Origin of the sequence: Novosphingobium sp. UBA1939 (genome assembly GCF_002336885.1) — a bacterium.
GTDB lineage: Bacteria > Pseudomonadota > Alphaproteobacteria > Sphingomonadales > Sphingomonadaceae > Novosphingobium.
Window position 1 is genome coordinate 83763 of sequence record NZ_DDFB01000137.1, and the last position, 16482, is coordinate 100244.

The following is a 16482-nucleotide window of genomic DNA, read 5'->3' on the forward strand; positions in this document are numbered from 1 at the left end:
ATGATCGCGCCGCCTATCGACGACGACGCGATCGTCGCGCCCGCGACCTATGCCGATCCCGATGCCTATGACCGTCTCTTCACCCGGCTGCGAGACGAGGACCCGGTACACTGGACCGAACCCTCGGACTATCGTCCGTTCTGGAGCGTCACCCGGTTCGCGGATATTCAGGACGTGGAGCGGAACGCGGCGCAATTCCTGAACGCGCCGCGGATGATGTTGCGGCCGGTTTCGGTCGAGGAGCAGGTGCGCAAATTAACCGGCGGCAGCGCGCTGATGCTGCGCGATATCGTCCATATGGACGGCCGCGATCACATGGCGCACCGCAAGCTGACGCAGGCGTGGTTCATGCCGGCGCGGTTGAAGGCGCTCGAAGAGGATCTGCGTGCGCTCGCGCGGCAGTTCGTCGGCCAGATGGTGGAGCGTGGCGGAACCTGCGAATTCGTCGACGACGTGGCGGTGTGGTATCCGCTCCGCGTCATCATGCGTATCCTGGGCGTGCCGGCCGAGGATGAGGCGCGGATGCTCGTCCTGACGCGCGATATCTTCGGCCCCGACGATCCCGACATCCGCAAAGGCCCCAAGCCCGATCTGGCGGCGACGATCAAGGGTTTCAGCGACTATTTCGCCGAGCTGACCGAGGCGCGGCGCCGCGATCCGTCGGACGATATCGCCACCCTGCTTTCGACCGCGACGGTTGACGGGCAGCCGATCGGCACGCTCGAACTGATGTCCTACTACATCATCATCGCAACCGCCGGGCACGATACGACCAGTTCGACGATCGCGGGCGGGCTGCTCGCGCTGCTGCAGAACCCGCCGGAGATGGAGCGGCTGCGCGCCGATCCCGCGATCCTTGCCGCGGGCGGCGTCGACGAGATGGTGCGCTGGGTAACACCGGTGAAGCACTTCTTCCGCACCGCGGTCGAGGATTGTGAGCTGCGCGGAAAGACGATCAGGGCGGGCGAGCATCTGATGATGTGCTATCCCTCGGCCAACCGGGATGCCGACGCCTTCCCCGACCCGTTCCGTTTCGACCTCTCGCGCCCGCCGAACCGTCACCTAGGGTTCGGCTATGGTCCGCACCTCTGCCTCGGCCAGCATCTTGCCAAGATGGAAATCCGCATCTTCTTCGAGGAATTGCTGGCGCGCGTCGATGCGATCGAACTCGCTGGTGATCCGGCCTGGGTCGCTTCCAATTTCGTCAGCGGGCTAAAGCGTCTGCCAATCGCCTACAAGGCGCGATAGGGTCGTTCCATGATCCGGATGCTGTTCTGCCTTCATCGGCTGCCGTCGCTCAGTCTCGAAGAATTCCAGACCTACTGGCTGGAAACGCACGCGCCGCTCGTCGCGCGGCATGCGCCGACCATCGGCCTGGCGCTTTACCGCCAGCATCACCGGCTCGATGATCCCGTGCTCGGGGGCCTGCTCAAGGGAAGGCTGGCCGATCAGCCCTTCGATGGCGTCGCCGAACTCGGCTGGAACAGCGAGGCCGATCTGCTCGGCAACGGCCACGACCCGGCGCGGCGTACCGCCAATCGCGAACTGTTCGAGGACGAGCAGCGCTTTATCGACCTTCCGCGCTCGCCCATCTTCTTCGCACGCTCGCACACGATTGTGGGAGGTTAGACCGCGCGCGCATTCCGGCGTGGCCGGAGCGGCAGCTATCCGACATGATCGGCTTGGCAAAATATGCCGACCGTCAACCCATTTCAGCAGCGTGTGCCCGGCCCCCCCCCCCGATCTTCGAAGCCATCGATGTAATCGACGAACTTTGCCCAGTGCGGTACCGGAAGATCATGAGCTCATGACGGCTTTGCCCGAACCTTTCCTGCGCTGCGAATGGCCGCAAAGTTCGTCCGATCGCCACCGGCCGGAATGAGAGCGGGTGTGTTCACACACCTGCGAGATAGGCTGCGCAGGCAAGGTCCTGTACGATCGAGCCGAGCGACTTGTAGATCGTGACGTCCGCCTGGCCCAGGCGCCCTGGCGTGTCGCCATTGAGGACGTGCCCGATCTCCGCCAAGACATGATCGTCCGTGACAAGTCCTGCCTCACGGGCGTTCAGGAACTCGGCGCCCTGTGCCAGAACGCCTTCGCGGTGGTCGGGGAAGAACCGGGCACGGGCGACCAGTGCGTTATCGATCTCGGCCGGACCTAGCCGGCTGGAGCCTACCACGTTGACATGCGCGCCGTCGGGGATGTCGCGCGAAAACAGTATGGGCACGTCGGCCGCGGTGACCGTGCAGATGATGTCGGCCTCTGCAACCGCGGCGGGAACGTCCGGTGCGCTACGCGCGCACAGTTGCAACTCGCGTTCCACGCGGCAGGCAAGCGCCGCCGACCTGGCCGGGTCGCGCCCCCAGATCGTGACCCGCGAGAGCGCGCGAACATGGCGGATCGCGGCAATGTGCTGCCACGCCTGCTCGCCGGTACCCAGCACGGCCAGTTGGTGCGCGTCCCTATTCGCCAGGGCATCGGTCGCGACGGCCGATGCGCATCCGGTGCGGATGGCAGTCACTTCGCCGCCTTCAATCACCGCCGTCGGGGCACCGGTTGTGCGGTCGAAGATGACGATCACGCCCTGGTGCGAGCGGCCGCCCGGCGCATTGGGGAATATGCTGACCACTTTGACGCCGAAGCCAGCACCGTCCATCGCCCCGGGCATTACCCCGAACATGTCGCCTTTGCCCAGATCGATGATCCCGCGCAAAAGCTGCCGCGTGCGCCCTTCAGCCAGAGCGATCATCGCTTCGCGCACCAGCGCGATGCAGGTGACGTGGTCGAGTCGGCGTGCGACTTCTTCGCGATCGATCAGCTTCACCCGGTCACGCGCCCCATACGGCTTCGGCATAGCGCACGAAGTTCAGCCCCATGATCTTCTCGATCCGCGCCTGGGTCCAGCCCTTGCCCTTCAGCAAGGCAATCAGGTCGCGGAACTGCTGCGGCCCGCGCAAGTCGACGACGAAGGGATAGGTGTCCGCCCGCTCTCCCGCCGCGCTGATCCCGGCTGCCTTACGCTCCGCGATCTCCTCGGCGAGCGCGGCCTGATAGGCAACGAGGTCGTCGATCTGCGTGACCGATCCGTCGGTTCCGATGCCAACGTGATCCTCGCCGCAGACATTCACGGCATGGTCGAGATGCGCGACGACATCGGCAGCGCGGGCGTGTCCGGTGGGATTGAGGAAGGGCATGAAATAGATGCCGACAAAGCCGCCACGCTCTGCGACCAGACGAAGCTCCGCATCCGTCTTGTTGCGCGGCAGGTCGGTCAGCGCACGGCATCCGGTGTGATTGATCGAGATCGGCTGGGACGAGGCCAGCGCGGCATCGAGGCAGGTCTGTTCGCCGCTGTGCGACAGGTCGACCATTACCCGGTTTGCGTTGCATCGCGCGATCACTTCGCGGCCGAGTGCGGTGATGCCGCGGTTCTCCGGCGCCATCGATCCGTCGCCGAGCAGGTTGGCGGGGTTATAGGTCAACTGGAATACGCGCACGCCAAGCCCGGCGAAAATATCCACGCGCGATAGGTCCTTGCCCATCATCGCGCCGTTCTGGAAGCCGTAGATCAGCCCGATGCGTCGTTCCTGCGCGGCGCGGCGGATGTCCGATGCGGTATAGACCTTGAGCACATCGCGCGCGTGCTTGCGGACCAGCGCATCGGTCGCGGCGATATCGCGCACCGAAAGTTCAAAGGGATCCTCCTCGCCCGAGACATAACCCAGCGTAACGTTGATCGCCGTCAGGCCCGATGCGTGGGCTTCGGCCAGCACGCGCGGCGAGAGGTCAGGGACGAGATTGCCTTGCGGATGGTTGGGATCGTCCATCCCGCCGAGCGCATTGACGATAAGCATTGTATGTCCTTGCGCGCTCGCCTTGCCCGCAACGCCCAGCGCGGCGACCGCTGCGGTTCCCGATGCCGCGCCCAGAAAGGTGCGCCTGTCAGTCGTCATTGTCGTTACCCATCTCGTCGGCCGTTACCGGGCGATAGTCTGCCCGGCGGTATTCGTGACCGCGCTTTACCGTCATCTGCACGCTGCGGATATTGCCGATGTCGGCGAGGGGATCGGCAGACAGCACGACGAAGTTCGCGAGCTTTCCTGATTCGAGCGTGCCCATGTCCTGTCCCTGTCCCATCGCCCGCGCGCCGACGGCGGTGGCCGAATGGATCGCAGCAAGCGGAGACATGCCCACATCGCGGACGAGGAACTCGATCTCGGGAAAGACATCGGGCCACTGGCTTCCGGCACCCGCTACCGAATCCGTGCCGGCGGAGATCGGTACGCCAGCGTGCCATGCCTGTCGCGTCAGACGTGTCGTGGTCGGGCCGGTGCAGCGCAGCGCCTTGCGTTCCGGATGGGCCGCCTGCTCCTTGTCATAGCGCACGAACAGGCTGCCGGTCGCATCGAGGATCGTCCCGCGGCGCGCCATATCGGCGAACAGACCAGCCATGACCGGGTCATCGGGTTGCTTTAGAAGGTTTTCGTGGACCGGTGTGTGATCCTCATAGGAGGACAGCATGACCGGCTCGGCCTGATAGGCGAGGTAGCAGACATGGCTAACGGAATCGACGCCCGCGTCGATGACATCGGCCGGGCGGGTGGGGAAGACCGCGCTATGCGCCCACACGAGCATGTGCTGGCGATGCGCTTCATGCGTGATCGCGGCGATCAGGTCGGACGGCAGGTCGGCGTATATTTTGATCGCCGCGGCGCCGGTGCCGCGTGCCATGCTGATGGCGTGCACGATGTTGGTCTGCTCGTCGATCGCCTGCATCCACGGCGCGGTTCCCGGCGTATAGCCCTTGCTCACCGAGCCGACGCGGGGGTCGGCGAAGAAGGGGCGTCCGGCAAACACGGCGACATAGGCGATGTCAGGCGCTGGAATTTCTCCGAAGCGTGCCTCGCGTGCCAGTTCGCCGACCAGCCTGATGTCGTCGGCCATGTCGCGCACCGCGGTCACGCCGCCAAAAAGATCGCGCCGCAGTCGCGCGCGCGCCCTGACTGGCTCGGGCGGCGTTGCCATGTGCACGTGACTGTCGATCAGGCCAGGGATGACGAAAAGGCCGGATAGATCAACACGTCGCGCGCCGGGTTCGTCCCGCCCAGTCGCGCTACCGTGCGGGACGATCGCGACGATGCGTTCGTCCGAGACGATGATGTCCTGATGCGTAAGCGCCGGTGCGCCGGTTCCATCGATGACGGTTGCATCGGAATAGACGGTGTCGTGCGGGGGTGGTGCGGCGCGGCTCGCTACCGCATGGAGAAGGGAGATGCCTGAAAAGGCTAGGGCGATTGCTCGCAATGGTCGCAGCTTCATCCCTAAAGCATTTCAGTGGTGGAGATTCTGGTCAATGGCGATGCTGGATGGACCAGCATGCCTGCGCTCGACAAAATGAACGAATGCCGTTGTCGAAAAGCGATTTTCGATCCTTGAGTCCTTATGTCGCCGACCTCGGAGAGCGGTTATCCCCAAAGCGCAATCTCTCCGCGCGCTAGCGTTTCCGGACCTCCTGAAAGGCCTGCTCGCGGTAAAGCTCGTTGGCGGACGAGGTGCCGAACAGCATCGGTGGCTGGCCGGTCCCGCCGCGTGCATTGAACATGGTGCTGAGGTGAACCCCGCCGGTGCGACCGTTCCAGTGCCCCCGCGCCGGCATGCCCACCTCGAGATAGCGGCCGCCCATGCCGAGGACGACATTGCCGAAACCTTCGAGGTCGATCGTGTGCGTGCCGAGCGCGGCGGCGTCGAAGGTCACGCGCGCATCGCGCATCGTTATGCCGTCGAGCGTCACCCCGAAGCGCGCATCCAGCGTCAGGGGGCGGGCCAGTTCGCCGTCCCGGATGACGAAGCCGGTGCGGTTGCGCCTGCCTGAAAAGGTGATCGACTCGCTCATGCTGAAGATCAGGTCGGGTCCGAACGAACCGACGAGCCAGAAGAAGGTTGCGAGCGCGGCCTCGGGATCGTCGTGCTTGCGCACCCCCCAGCTGTGATCGCGGTGCCCGAAGCCGTCGACCGTCCATGTCCGGTCACCGATCCGCATGGTTCCACGAACCCGCCCCGCAACCTCGGTGTGCATCGCCGCGAACTTTTCGCGGAAGCCGCCGGTCAGACCGGACAAGGCCCAGGCATCATAGTGCGGATGAAGATTTTCGACATGCAGATCAAGCGCGCAATCATCATCCTTGGCGGTCCAGCGATTGGTCGCGCTGTCGAAGGTCGCGGTCAGAAAGCCGTCGATCGCGAAGCCGTTCGCGAAGCGGTCGCCCTCGCGCATCGGCACGTCGATCCGCGAACGGTTGTAGCCGACGCCCGGCCCCACGACGCCGAACGTGCAATTGCCCGTCCCCAGATTGGGGTGGTGGCCGATGCGGATGAAACCGCCCAATCCCTGCTCGATATCCTGAAAGCAGAGAACGACGCTTTCCTGCCAATGCGCGTCGGGTTCGGGGGCGTGCGGCCACTCGTCCTCGACCGGCAGGATGATGATATCCCCGGCGGGAATCATGCACCGATCCCCGGAACCAGCGCCGCGAGGCGCTTGCGTGTCGCGGTCCAATAGGTGCGTTCGACGTCTTCGAGCTCGGGGGGCAGGCGGCTCATGCCCATCGAGGCGAAGACCGCCAGGCGCCATTCGCCCAGCACCTGTGCGAACTCCCAGTCGTCGAGCTTCCCGCGCGCTTGCCGGTAGGCCGCGATCATCTCGTCGGGCGTCGGAATGCCATCGACGGGCGGCGCGAGCAGCGCGAAATGAGCGATCCCGGCAATCTGATAGGCAAGGTCTGCTTCCCCGACGCCATGGTGCGCCAGTTCCCAATCGAGCAGGGCCACAACCTTGCCGTCTTCGCCGTACATGAAGTTCGATATGTTCGCGTCGCCATGCGCCAGTTCGGGGGCGCGGTGGCGCGGCGCGTGCGCTGTCAGCCAGTCGGCGACCGTCTCCAGCGTCTGGCGAATGTCGCGGTAGAAATCCGCCTTTGCATCCTGCGCGGCAGGAGGGATCGTTCGCCGCAGCTCGGTCAGTGTCCAGCCGATCTCGCGATCGAGATAGTGACCATCGCCCCCGCGCTGCGCGAAATGCCCGTCGGCGAGACCACCGGGAGAGGTCGCGTGTATCAGCGCGAGCGTCCGCGCCGCTTCGAGCAGCATGGCGTGCCGACCGGCCGCGTCCACGGCCATGTAGGGGCCTTCGTTGAACGGCATGGTGCTTGGCGCGATCCCCTCGATCCGTTCCATGAACAGTCCGGGCTTGCCGTTCACCGCGCCATCGGCGTCGAGCCACAGCGCTTTCGGAACCGGAAGCCCGCGCGCGTGCAGGCCCTGCATGATCGAGAATTGGGGCGGCAGCGAATATTGACTGAAGAACGCGCCGCCGAGATCGTAACGGAACACAAGCCGCAGCGGTGCCTCGCTTTCGCCCGCGATCTCGGCATCGAACAGGATCGTCCCGCTGGAGGCGCCGGCCGAACGGCGCCCCGCGTCGATCCGGATCGCGCCAATGTTTCCGCCGAGCGCCGCCTGCCGGTTCAGAAAGGCCCTGAGCCGTTCGGCGACTTTCTCGTCGTCTCCGCCCTGCGTTGCCCCGGTAATCGCCCGGCTTGCAGCGAGCGCGCTATCGTCGACCATCCATCTCTCCCGCGCCGCCGTGTTGCGACCCGAACAAGAAATGTGACGAAAAGATATTTTTGTCAAATTATCAAAATCGGATCGCGACGCCTGGACCGCGCCGGTAATTGGTCCTGACGCTGGCAAGGTCCATGCCCATCGCAGCCCTGTCATGGCCGCGCCCGCTTCGAGTTCCAAACCTGCTGTGCTATCGAGCGGTTCTGGCGTGGGAGGCGTGCTTGCAGTTCAACCGCAGAGATCTGTTTTTCGGCGCGGCCTGTCTGGGGACGGGTCTTGCCGTGTGGCCTGGCCTTGGCGCATCTGGCTTAGGCTGGGCGCGCGCACTGGCCCAGGAGGCGGCAGACCCTTTGCGGCTGTTCGATCCCGAGCTGCGCGAAGCGGCGCGCGGGATGTTGCGCCAGACGTTCCCACCACCCACGCGAGAGACGCTGCCGGCGATGCGGGCCTCGTGGGCTCCCCCGCCCCTCCTCGATGCGCCCGCGCCCTCCGTGGCGTTGCAGACGATCCCTGGCCTGGCCGGGGCGCCTGATGTCGCGGTCGAGGTCATCGGCGCAAAGCCTTCCACATCGGGCCGTCCGGCCATTCTCCACATCCATGGCGGTGGCATGATCTCTGGCCGCGCGAGGAACATGACCGCGTTCTGCCAGACCCTGTCGGCGGAATTCGATGCGGTGGTGGTCAACGTCGATTATCGCCTGGCTCCCGAAACGCCGTTCCCCGGCCCCGTGTTCGATAACTATGCCGCGCTGGAATGGATGGCGGCGAATGCCGGACCACTCGGCATCGATCCCGCGCGGATCGCCGTGATGGGGGAAAGCGCGGGCGGAGGGCTTGCCGCGCTGGTCGGGCTTATGGCGCGCGATCGCGGCAAGGTGCGCGTCTGCCACCTTGTCATGCTTTATCCCATGCTCGATGACCGCACGGGATCGACGCGAACCGCGCCGTCACACATCGGCACGGTGGGGTGGTCGGCCCAGGCGAACCGGTTCGGGTGGTCCTGCTTTCTCGGCGTTCCCGCAGGATCGGCCAAAGTGCCTGAAAACAGCGTTCCGGCGCGCGTTGCCGACGTGGAGGGGCTGGCCTCCTCCTTCATCGGCGTGGGCGCGCTGGACCTGTTCGTGGAGGAAGATCTCGATTTCGCGCGACGGCTGATCGCGGCCGGGGTGCCGACGCGCGTTCACGTCACGCCCGGCGCCTTCCACGCTTTCGATTTCGTGGTGCCGCAAGCCCGCGTTTCCCGCGAGTTCACGCAGGCCTGGAAATCGAGCCTGCACGCCGCGTTTGGCGCGCCGGCCTGATCACGGACCGCTATTGCCCGAGATGCTTGTCGAAGAACTTGAGGATCACGTCATAGGCTTCCCGTGATTCCGGCATGTTCGGCTTGTAGAAGAAGCCGTGGAACAGGCCTTCCCAGACGTGAAGGTCCGCATCCACGCCCAGAGCCACCATGCGGCCGTGCGTCCTGACGGCGGAACTCAGCTCGAATCCGCGCGTCGCGGTGATGATCAGCGTCGGCGGAAACTGCCGCAGCACTTCGTCGGACGATCCGGGGGACACAAGCGGATCCCTGGGATCGGCACCCGCAAAGTAGGGCAGGGAGGTCCATGGCGCATCGGCGCTGGGGGGCCATTTGGGGGCCGGGCGGGCTTCGCCGACAGCCGCCGTCATATAGTCCGCATCGCCCCCGAAGCCGTTGGCCGAGGTGGTAAGGCCGGCGCAGAAGATGCCGACGGCCCCTGGCCTTGGCAAAGCGTGCTTCTGGAACCAGGCGGTCGCCATGCCCGTCAGCATGCCACCGGCAGAGCAACCGTAGATGCCGATGTTCGCGGCGGGATAGGTTTTCAGCAGTTCGCGATAGACCTGCGCCACGTCCTCGCTGGCAGCGGGGAACCGGTAGGCCGGTCCCTGGCGGTAATCGACGGAAACCACGCGCACCTGGCCGAGCGCCGCCACCGGAATCGATTCGAGTTCGGCACATGCGGGAAAGCAGCCCATGAAGCCGCCGCCGTGCAGGTTTATCAGCACGCGGTGCGCATTCCTGGGGGCAACGCCGGCCTTGGGCGCATAATCGAACACGCGGACACCGCCGAGCCTGCGTTCGGTCATGTCATAGGCGAAAGTCGATTTGGCTTCGGCGAGATAGGGCTCCATGAACACCGGGACGCCATTGTTCTGACGCACCTGTTGCGGGCTCTGCATCGCCTTCAGGTGATCGGCGACATAGCGCTTCGCTTCCGGGCTGAGCATCGCCGATACCGGCAACGTCATTGCGGGAACGTGGACCGTCCCGTCGTCCTCGACACGGACCTGCGGCGGCGGCGTGTCTTGCGCGTGAATCGAGGGCGAACCCTGAAGGAAAGCCAGCAGCGCCACTATCGCGCGCAGCATCCTGCTTGCACCCTTTGCCGGTCTGGTCATGCGCTCGATCCTCTCCTGCGCGTTCGTTCAATTCGTGGGACGGCTTTCTGCCGGCCGCGCCGTGATGACGAAAGCCTGCGTAATCGATTGCATTATCCGTCGCAAGGTGTAAGAAATCGATTACGCAGAGTGCGCTCCCGCTTGAAGGAGCGAATGGCCGAGAGGATTGCAGGTGGGTTTTACGCGACGAACGTTCGGCATCGCCGCGCTGGGAGCGACAGCCGCACCGGCGATATTGGCGGCTGGAGTTGGCCGCGCGGGAGCGAGCCCCGCGATCGCGAGCGCCGATTCGGACGGATTGGCCATGGTCGATCCGGAACTTCGCGAAGGCGCGAAGCTGATCCTTTCCCGCCCGTTGCCCGATCCGCTCGATCACAAGGCGATCCTTGGAATGCGGGCGAAAGCGCCGCCCCCACCCGCCGCGCTGCCGTCGCCCGCGCCGGCGGTCGAGCTTCGGCGAGTGCCCGGTGCGCAAGGCCAGCCGGATGTCGGCGTCGCGGTGATCGGGGCGCGGCGCGATGGCGTGCTGCGACCGGCGGTGCTGCATATCCACGGTGGCGGCTTCATCGTCGGCCGGATGGAGGACACTTTTCCCGCATCGCAGACCCTTGCCGAGGAACTGGATTGCGTGGTGGTGGAAGTCGATTACCGACTTTCACCCGAGACGCGGTTTCCCGGGCCGCTGGAGGATTGCCATGCGGCCCTGGCATGGCTGCATGCCAATGCCGAAGCGCTGGGCGTCGATCGGGATCGTATTGCGATCAAGGGCGAAAGTGCCGGTGGCGGGCTGGCCGCCATGCTGGCGATCGCCGCGCGCGATCGCGCGAGCGTGCCGTTGTGTTATCAGGTGCTGATCTATCCGATGCTCGATGATCGCACCGGCAGCATCCGGCGTGTTCCGCCGTTCATCGGAACGATCGGCTGGAACGAGGCGGGCAACGTTGTCGGCTGGACCAGCCTGCTGGGGCAACCCGCGGGCATGGCCTCGGTGCCGCACGGCGCAGTGCCGGCGAGAGTGGAAAACCTGGCCGGCCTGCCGCCGGCGTTCATCGGCGTGGGCGCGATCGATTTGTTCGTCGATGAAGACATCGCCTATGCGCAGGCGCTGATCCGGCAGGGCGTGCCGACGCAGATGCTGGTCATTCCCGGCGCTTACCACGGTTTCGATTTCATCGCGCCGGCATCCCGCGCGGCCCGGACGTTCACCGCTTCGTGGAAGCTCGCCCTGGGGGCGGCTTTCCTGAAGGGGAGTGGAGACCGGCCCGGGGCATAGCGGTCGCAGGGGTGTTTGGCTTCCGTGCACGGTTTGACATCAAATGCGTAATCGATTACTCAACTGCAAAACAAGGGAGGGTATCATGAAGGCTCACCAGCATATTCAATCTCTGCACACGCGCCTGCTATGCGCTGCGGCGATGGCGGCCTGCGGGGCGGCTTGCGGGATTGCTCCCGCGCACGCGCAGGAAACCGCCGCCGACAAGGCGAGCGACACTGCCAGCGCAGAGGAAATCGTTGTCACCGCCCTGAAGTCCGGCTCGGTCCGGCTCGACAAGGTGCCGCTCGCGATCCAGGCGTTCAGCGGCGATACGCTGAAGCAGCGCAACGTGCGCGACGGGGCGGACCTGATCCAGTTGATCCCCGGTGCATCGCAGGCGCAGGAAATCGGTGCCGGCTATCGCATCTTCTCGTTCCGTGGCTCGGGCGCCGGCGGCCCGATCGGCGATGGCCTGATCGGCTACTACCTCGATGACACACCGTTCGGCGTGCCGAACAACCAGGCGGCGCCGCCGGTCCAGTACTTCGACATCGATCGCGTGGAAGTCCTGCGCGGGCCGCAGGGCACGCTTTACGGGCTTGGCTCGTCGGCCGGCACGATCATCTACCACACCAAGAATCCCGATCTCGAGAAGATCACCTACGCGGGCGAGCTGGAGCTTTCGGGCACGCGCGAAGCAGGCGATCCCAACTACCGCGGGGCAGGTGCCTTTTCCGTTCCGCTGGTGCCGGGCAAGCTCGCGCTGCGCATCAGCGGTGGCTATGACCGCCGCGCCGGCACGGCCGACATCTATTCGGGCGCGCCGACCGGCACCCCGCGCGAGAAGGACGCCAACTACGTCATCTCCAAGGATATCCAGGCGGTGCTGCTGTGGAAGCCGGACGAACTGACGACAGTGCGCGCGCGGGGCTGGTACTTCAGCACGGACCAGAAGTACCTCAACGTGATCAACTCGCTTGATCCGCCCTATGCCGCGTACCAGGGCGACGTGGTCGGCTATGACCGCCGGCGCGCGTGGTACGTCTCGAACACGATCGAGCGCGAGATCGGCGATTTCACGCTGACCAACGCGACATCGTACCAGAAGTCGCTGCCCGGCGGTTTCCAGGTGGGGCTCAATCTGGGCGCGCCGCTGGGCATCGGCGTGTTGAACAACGGCGGCGATGCGCGCAGCTTCGTCAACGAACTGCGTCTTGCGACAAACGGTGCCGGCCCGTTCAAGGGTGTTGCGGGCGTGTACTACCAGAACGCGCGCAGCCTCTATACGTTCAATCTGACGTTCCCGACGCTGGCCCTGAACGGGCGGACGATCACCAAGACCGAAAACGCGGCCGTGTTTTCCGAAGTGAGCTACTCGCTGTTCGATGGAAAGGTCGTGCCGCTGGTGGGGCTGCGCTACTTCAAGGATCACCGTTCGTCGGATTCGGTTTCGAACGGGGTGGGCGTGACCAGCAAGGCTACGCCCGATGCGCTGACCTGGCGCGCGAACCTGGCGATCAATCCATCGCCGAACTGGATGCTGTTCTTCAACGCGGGCACCGGTTTCCGCAGCGGCATCCTGCAATCAAAGGCGCAGGCCGACGCGGTGATCGCCGATGGCGTGCCGAGCAGCATCTCGCTGACCCCGGACAAGCTGCGCAACCTGGAAGTGGGGACCAAGGGATCGCTGCTGGATGGCGCGCTGCACGTCGCCGTCAGCCTCTACGACATCAAGTACACGAACATCCAGAGCGCCTTCAACACCTCGATCGGCCTCTCCGCCTTCGCCAATCTGGGCGATGGCAAGGCGCAGGGTATCGACATGGAGCTGTCCTGGCGCACCCCGCTGCGGGGGCTTACGCTGAACGCCATCGGCAACGTCAACAATTCCAAGTTCACGCGCGTCCTGCCCGCCTTCTCGGGGGCCGATCCGCGGATTGCCAATGGCTTGCGCCTGCTCAACACGCCGACGCACAACTTCCGTCTGGACGCGACCTACGAGCATGACATCGGCCGCGCCGTGCTCTTTGCGACGAGCTCTGCGACGTTCGTGGGCCGCTCGCGCCTGGGCGATGCCACGGTCAACGAGATCAACCCGTATGAGCTCTATCAGGCGAGCATCGGGGTGCGGTTCGACCGCTACGAGGTGCGTCTGTTCGGCGACAATCTCTCCGACTTGCGCGGACCGACCTCGGCGAACGGCCCCACGCTGCTCGCAGGGCCGCGCCCGCGCACGATCGGCGTGACGTTCCGCCTCAATACCAACTGACCGGAGACGTGGCGGCACCGGCTCCCGCGGGAAAAGGTGCTGCCGTTCCGGGGGCGGGAGCCTCAGCCATGGCGCGGCGTGAAGACACCAGCGAGGGACTCGATCGTCGGGGACTGATCAAGGGCGCGGCGGCGGCGGGCCTGGCGCTTGGCTCCGCGCCCGCGGCTGCTTCCGCCGCCGGGAGAGGCGAAAGGGCCACGAACGGCGTGGTTCCCGACGACGGGATCACGACCGACATGGCGCTGGCTACGGCGCGCACGGTCAACGGACGCATTCGCGGATATCGCCAGGGCGGCGTCCTGATGTTCAAGGGCGTGCCCTATGCCGCGTCCACTGGCGGGGCAAACCGTTTCCAGCCGCCGCAACCGGTCAAACCGTGGCAGGGCGTTCGCTCCACGCTGCACTACGGCCCGATCGCGCCGCAGGACAAGGGAACCGGACGGTTCAACGATGAGGAAGCCTTCATCTTCCGCTGGAACGATGCGGTGGAGGATGAAGACTGCCTGCGCCTCAACCTGTGGACCGCCGGATGCGACGATGTGCGCCGCCCGGTGCTGGTATGGCTTCACGGCGGCGGCTTTGCGGCCGGTTCGGGGCATGACATTCCCGCTTTCGATGGCGAAAATCTTGCGCGCACCGGCGAAGCCGTGGTCGTCACGCTCAATCACCGCCTCAATGTCCTTGGCTTTCTCGATCTTTCCTCCTGGAACGAAGACCTGCGGGATTCGGCCAACGCCGGCATGCTGGACATCGTGGCGGCGCTGCGCTGGGTGAAGGACAACATCGCGGAGTTCGGGGGCGATCCCGCGCGCGTCACCGTGTTCGGCCAATCCGGCGGCGGGGCCAAGGTGAGCGCGCTGATGGGAATGCCGGCGGCGCGCGGCCTGTTCCATCGCGCCGCCATTTTCAGCGGCTCTTTCGCGCAGTTCAACACGCCGGAGCGCAGTGCCCGGCTTTCCGCGCTCCTGTTGCAGGAACTGGGCGTGCGCAAGGGTGATCTCGCGGGGCTTCAGGCCATGCCCTACGCGACCTTGCGCGCCGCCGCCGAGCGCGTGACCGCTAGGATCAACCCGCCGTTCGATGGGTTTCTCGACGTTCGCCGTCTGCCGCAAATGCTGAACTTTGCCCCGGTCGTCGATGGCAGGACGATCCTGCCCGATGCAGTCGATCCGGCTATGCCTCGGACCATGCCCGAGGTGCCGTTGATCATCGGATCGACGCTCAACGAGTTCGTGACCGGCATCAACAATCCCGACGTGAACGCCATGGATGCCGAAGGCCTGCGCGCCCGGGTCGAGAAATTCGCGCCCGGCCGCGCCGGACCGGTGATAGAGGCGTTCCGGCGCACGGCGCCCGATGCGGCGCCTTTCGCTCTATGGTCGCGGATCGCCACGGCCCCGATCCGGCAGGCGGTGATCGATCAGGCGCGGCGGCGTGTCGCGGCCGGGGCTGGAGCGACTCATCTGTTCTGGTTCACGTGGCAGACGTCGATCCTTGATGGACGGCCGATGGCGTTCCACTGCCTCGATATTCCCTTCTGGTTCGGCAACGCCGGGAAGTGCGCCTCAATGACCGGCGGAGGGCGCGGGGCACTCGATCTGGCTGGCAGGATGTCGGGCGCGCTGCTGGCCTTTGCGGCAACCGGCTCGCCCGATACGCCGGCCTTGCCGCAATGGCGGGCGGTTTCGGCCGGCAGCTTCCCCTCGCTGCGTCTGGACGGATCACCGCGCATGGATGCGGAAAGCGACGCGGCCGAGCGTGCCAGCCTGCGGTGAGGCGGAGCAGGCCATTGGCCGGTTGCGCAACCGCGTGTAGGTGTTGCGCCGGGGTATCGAGGGCTTGCGCCTGAAGGCTTGAAGCCGGGACACGAAGGATCAGATGGTCAGCGTCAAGAATCTCAAGGAATTTGCCGAACTGGCCGGTGTGTCGACGGCCACGGCCTCGCGCGCGCTCACGGGGTCGGGCCGCGTCAGCGACGAAACGCGCAAGCGCATTTCCGCGCTCGCCGAAAAGCTCGGCTACCAGCCCAACATCGCCGCCCGCAACCTCCGCACGCAGCGCACCATGACGATCGGCGTGCTCGTTCCGCTGGGCCACGAAGCGTTGCAGCACCTTTCGGACCCGTTCTTCAACACGATGACAGGCTTTCTCGCCGATGCCTTCGCCGAGAACGGATACGACATGCTGTTGTCGCGCGTGCTGCCACGCAACGACCGCTGGATGGACCGCTTCATCGCGAGCGGGCGGGTCGATGGCATCATCGTCGTCGGCCAGTCGGACCAGTTCCATATCATTGAAACCGTTTCGCGCCGTTATCGCCCGATGGTCGTGTGGGGCGGCCATTCGCCGGGCCAGCATCACTGTTCGATCGGTTCGGACAACCGGCTGGGCGGGCGGCTGGCGGCCATGCACCTTGTCGAACGCGGTTGCACGCGCATCGCCTATGCCGGGCCGGTGGATGGTTCGGAATTTGGCGAACGTATCGATGGCGCCCGCATGGCCGTGCTGGAAGCGGGTCTGCCGCCGTTGCAGGAACTTCCGACGCACTTCGAGCCCGATGCCGCCTACGCGGATGTAAGGCAGAAGCTGGAAACCTTGTCGGAGATGCCCGACGGGATCGTCGCCGGCTCCGATGTCACCGCGATCAGCGTGATCCGCGCGTTGCGCGATCTGGGGCGGCGGGTACCGGACGATGTCAGGGTCATCGGCTACGACGGATTGCCGATCGGTGAGCATATGTCGCCCCCGCTCAGCACCATCGACCAGCAACTGCGCCACGGCGCGCAGCTTCTGACCGAAACCCTGCTGCGGCGCATCGGCGGAGAGGAAACGGCGTCGCAGCAGATCGAGCCGCGGTTGATCGTGCGCGCATCGAGCTGAACGGGCCAGTATCGCCCAGCCTATCGGCTCAGCCTAT

The 16482-nt window shown here is 65.6% G+C and carries 13 protein-coding genes; 7 read left to right on the forward strand and 6 right to left on the reverse strand.

Going from position 1 to position 16482, the window contains the following annotated elements; genetic code table 11:
- Both B3547_RS18145 and B3547_RS18150 read left to right on the forward strand, forming a co-directional pair.
- Positions 1-1248, forward strand: a complete 1248-nt coding sequence (locus tag B3547_RS18145; RefSeq protein WP_292965451.1) for a cytochrome P450 — start codon at positions 1-3, stop codon at positions 1246-1248.
- A gap of 9 nt (positions 1249-1257) precedes the next feature.
- Positions 1258-1629, forward strand: a complete 372-nt coding sequence (locus B3547_RS18150; protein ID WP_292965454.1) for an EthD domain-containing protein — start codon at positions 1258-1260, stop codon at positions 1627-1629.
- Positions 1630-1894: 265 nt separating this feature from the next.
- Here B3547_RS18150 and B3547_RS18155 read toward each other — a convergent pair whose 3' ends face one another.
- From B3547_RS18155 to B3547_RS18175, 5 genes are all read right to left on the reverse strand, one after another.
- Complete coding sequence (locus B3547_RS18155) at positions 1895-2824, reverse strand: ornithine cyclodeaminase family protein (protein ID WP_292965457.1); 930 nt, start codon at positions 2822-2824, stop codon at positions 1895-1897.
- Between the two features lie 4 nt (positions 2825-2828).
- Complete coding sequence (locus B3547_RS18160) at positions 2829-3953, reverse strand: dipeptidase (RefSeq protein ID WP_292965460.1); 1125 nt, start codon at positions 3951-3953, stop codon at positions 2829-2831.
- Positions 3943-5319: an amidohydrolase family protein gene (locus B3547_RS18165; RefSeq protein WP_292965463.1), complete on the reverse strand. Its 1377-nt coding sequence runs from the start codon at positions 5317-5319 to the stop codon at positions 3943-3945. Before B3547_RS18165 ends, B3547_RS18160 begins: the two co-directional genes overlap by 11 nt.
- A gap of 175 nt (positions 5320-5494) precedes the next feature.
- A complete protein-coding gene (locus B3547_RS18170; protein ID WP_292965481.1) occupies positions 5495-6505 on the reverse strand; it encodes a DUF7065 domain-containing protein in 1011 nt (336 codons plus the stop codon).
- A complete protein-coding gene (locus tag B3547_RS18175; RefSeq protein WP_292965484.1) occupies positions 6502-7623 on the reverse strand; it encodes a phosphotransferase family protein in 1122 nt (373 codons plus the stop codon). Before B3547_RS18175 ends, B3547_RS18170 begins: the two co-directional genes overlap by 4 nt.
- Before the next feature lie 218 nt (positions 7624-7841).
- Here B3547_RS18175 and B3547_RS18180 point away from each other — a divergent pair, with 218 nt between their 5' ends.
- Positions 7842-8921 (forward strand): alpha/beta hydrolase, encoded by a 1080-nt coding sequence (locus B3547_RS18180; RefSeq protein ID WP_292965487.1) that lies wholly within the window; start codon positions 7842-7844, stop codon positions 8919-8921.
- A gap of 10 nt (positions 8922-8931) precedes the next feature.
- On the opposite strand, the gene B3547_RS18185 is transcribed toward B3547_RS18180, so the two are convergent.
- Entirely contained in the window at positions 8932-10041 is a 1110-nt protein-coding gene (locus B3547_RS18185; RefSeq protein ID WP_292965490.1) for an alpha/beta hydrolase fold domain-containing protein, read from the reverse strand.
- A gap of 172 nt (positions 10042-10213) precedes the next feature.
- On the opposite strand from B3547_RS18185, the gene B3547_RS18190 reads away from it, so the two are divergent.
- The 4 genes from B3547_RS18190 (at position 10214) to B3547_RS18205 (ending at position 16445) form a co-directional block, all read left to right on the forward strand.
- Positions 10214-11314: an alpha/beta hydrolase gene (locus B3547_RS18190; protein ID WP_292965493.1), complete on the forward strand. Its 1101-nt coding sequence runs from the start codon at positions 10214-10216 to the stop codon at positions 11312-11314.
- 85 nt (positions 11315-11399) lie between these two features.
- Entirely contained in the window at positions 11400-13565 is a 2166-nt protein-coding gene (locus B3547_RS18195; protein ID WP_292965496.1) for a TonB-dependent receptor, read from the forward strand.
- 68 nt (positions 13566-13633) lie between these two features.
- The gene (locus B3547_RS18200; RefSeq protein WP_292965499.1) at positions 13634-15340 is read left to right on the forward strand and encodes a carboxylesterase/lipase family protein; all 1707 of its coding nucleotides are present in this window, start codon (positions 13634-13636) and stop codon (positions 15338-15340) included.
- A 103-nt stretch (positions 15341-15443) separates the two neighbouring features.
- Positions 15444-16445, forward strand: a complete 1002-nt coding sequence (locus tag B3547_RS18205) for a LacI family DNA-binding transcriptional regulator (protein ID WP_292965502.1) — start codon at positions 15444-15446, stop codon at positions 16443-16445.
- Positions 16446-16482 lie beyond the last annotated feature (37 nt).

Excerpts from the sequence above, each read along its gene's own strand:
- B3547_RS18175 (WP_292965484.1), bottom strand. The coding sequence starts at position 7,623 with ATGGTCGACGATAGCGCGCTCGCTGCAAGCCGGGCGATTACCGGGGCA.
- B3547_RS18185 (WP_292965490.1), bottom strand. The coding sequence starts at position 10,041 with ATGACCAGACCGGCAAAGGGTGCAAGCAGGATGCTGCGCGCGATAGTG.
- B3547_RS18170 (WP_292965481.1), bottom strand. The coding sequence starts at position 6,505 with ATGATTCCCGCCGGGGATATCATCATCCTGCCGGTCGAGGACGAGTGG.
- B3547_RS18165 (WP_292965463.1), bottom strand. The coding sequence starts at position 5,319 with ATGAAGCTGCGACCATTGCGAGCAATCGCCCTAGCCTTTTCAGGCATC.
- B3547_RS18205 (WP_292965502.1), top strand. The coding sequence starts at position 15,444 with ATGGTCAGCGTCAAGAATCTCAAGGAATTTGCCGAACTGGCCGGTGTG.
- B3547_RS18200 (WP_292965499.1), top strand. The coding sequence starts at position 13,634 with ATGGCGCGGCGTGAAGACACCAGCGAGGGACTCGATCGTCGGGGACTG.
- B3547_RS18195 (WP_292965496.1), top strand. The coding sequence starts at position 11,400 with ATGAAGGCTCACCAGCATATTCAATCTCTGCACACGCGCCTGCTATGC.
- B3547_RS18150 (WP_292965454.1), top strand. The coding sequence starts at position 1,258 with ATGATCCGGATGCTGTTCTGCCTTCATCGGCTGCCGTCGCTCAGTCTC.
- B3547_RS18160 (WP_292965460.1), bottom strand. The coding sequence starts at position 3,953 with ATGACGACTGACAGGCGCACCTTTCTGGGCGCGGCATCGGGAACCGCA.
- B3547_RS18145 (WP_292965451.1), top strand. The coding sequence starts at position 1 with ATGATCGCGCCGCCTATCGACGACGACGCGATCGTCGCGCCCGCGACC.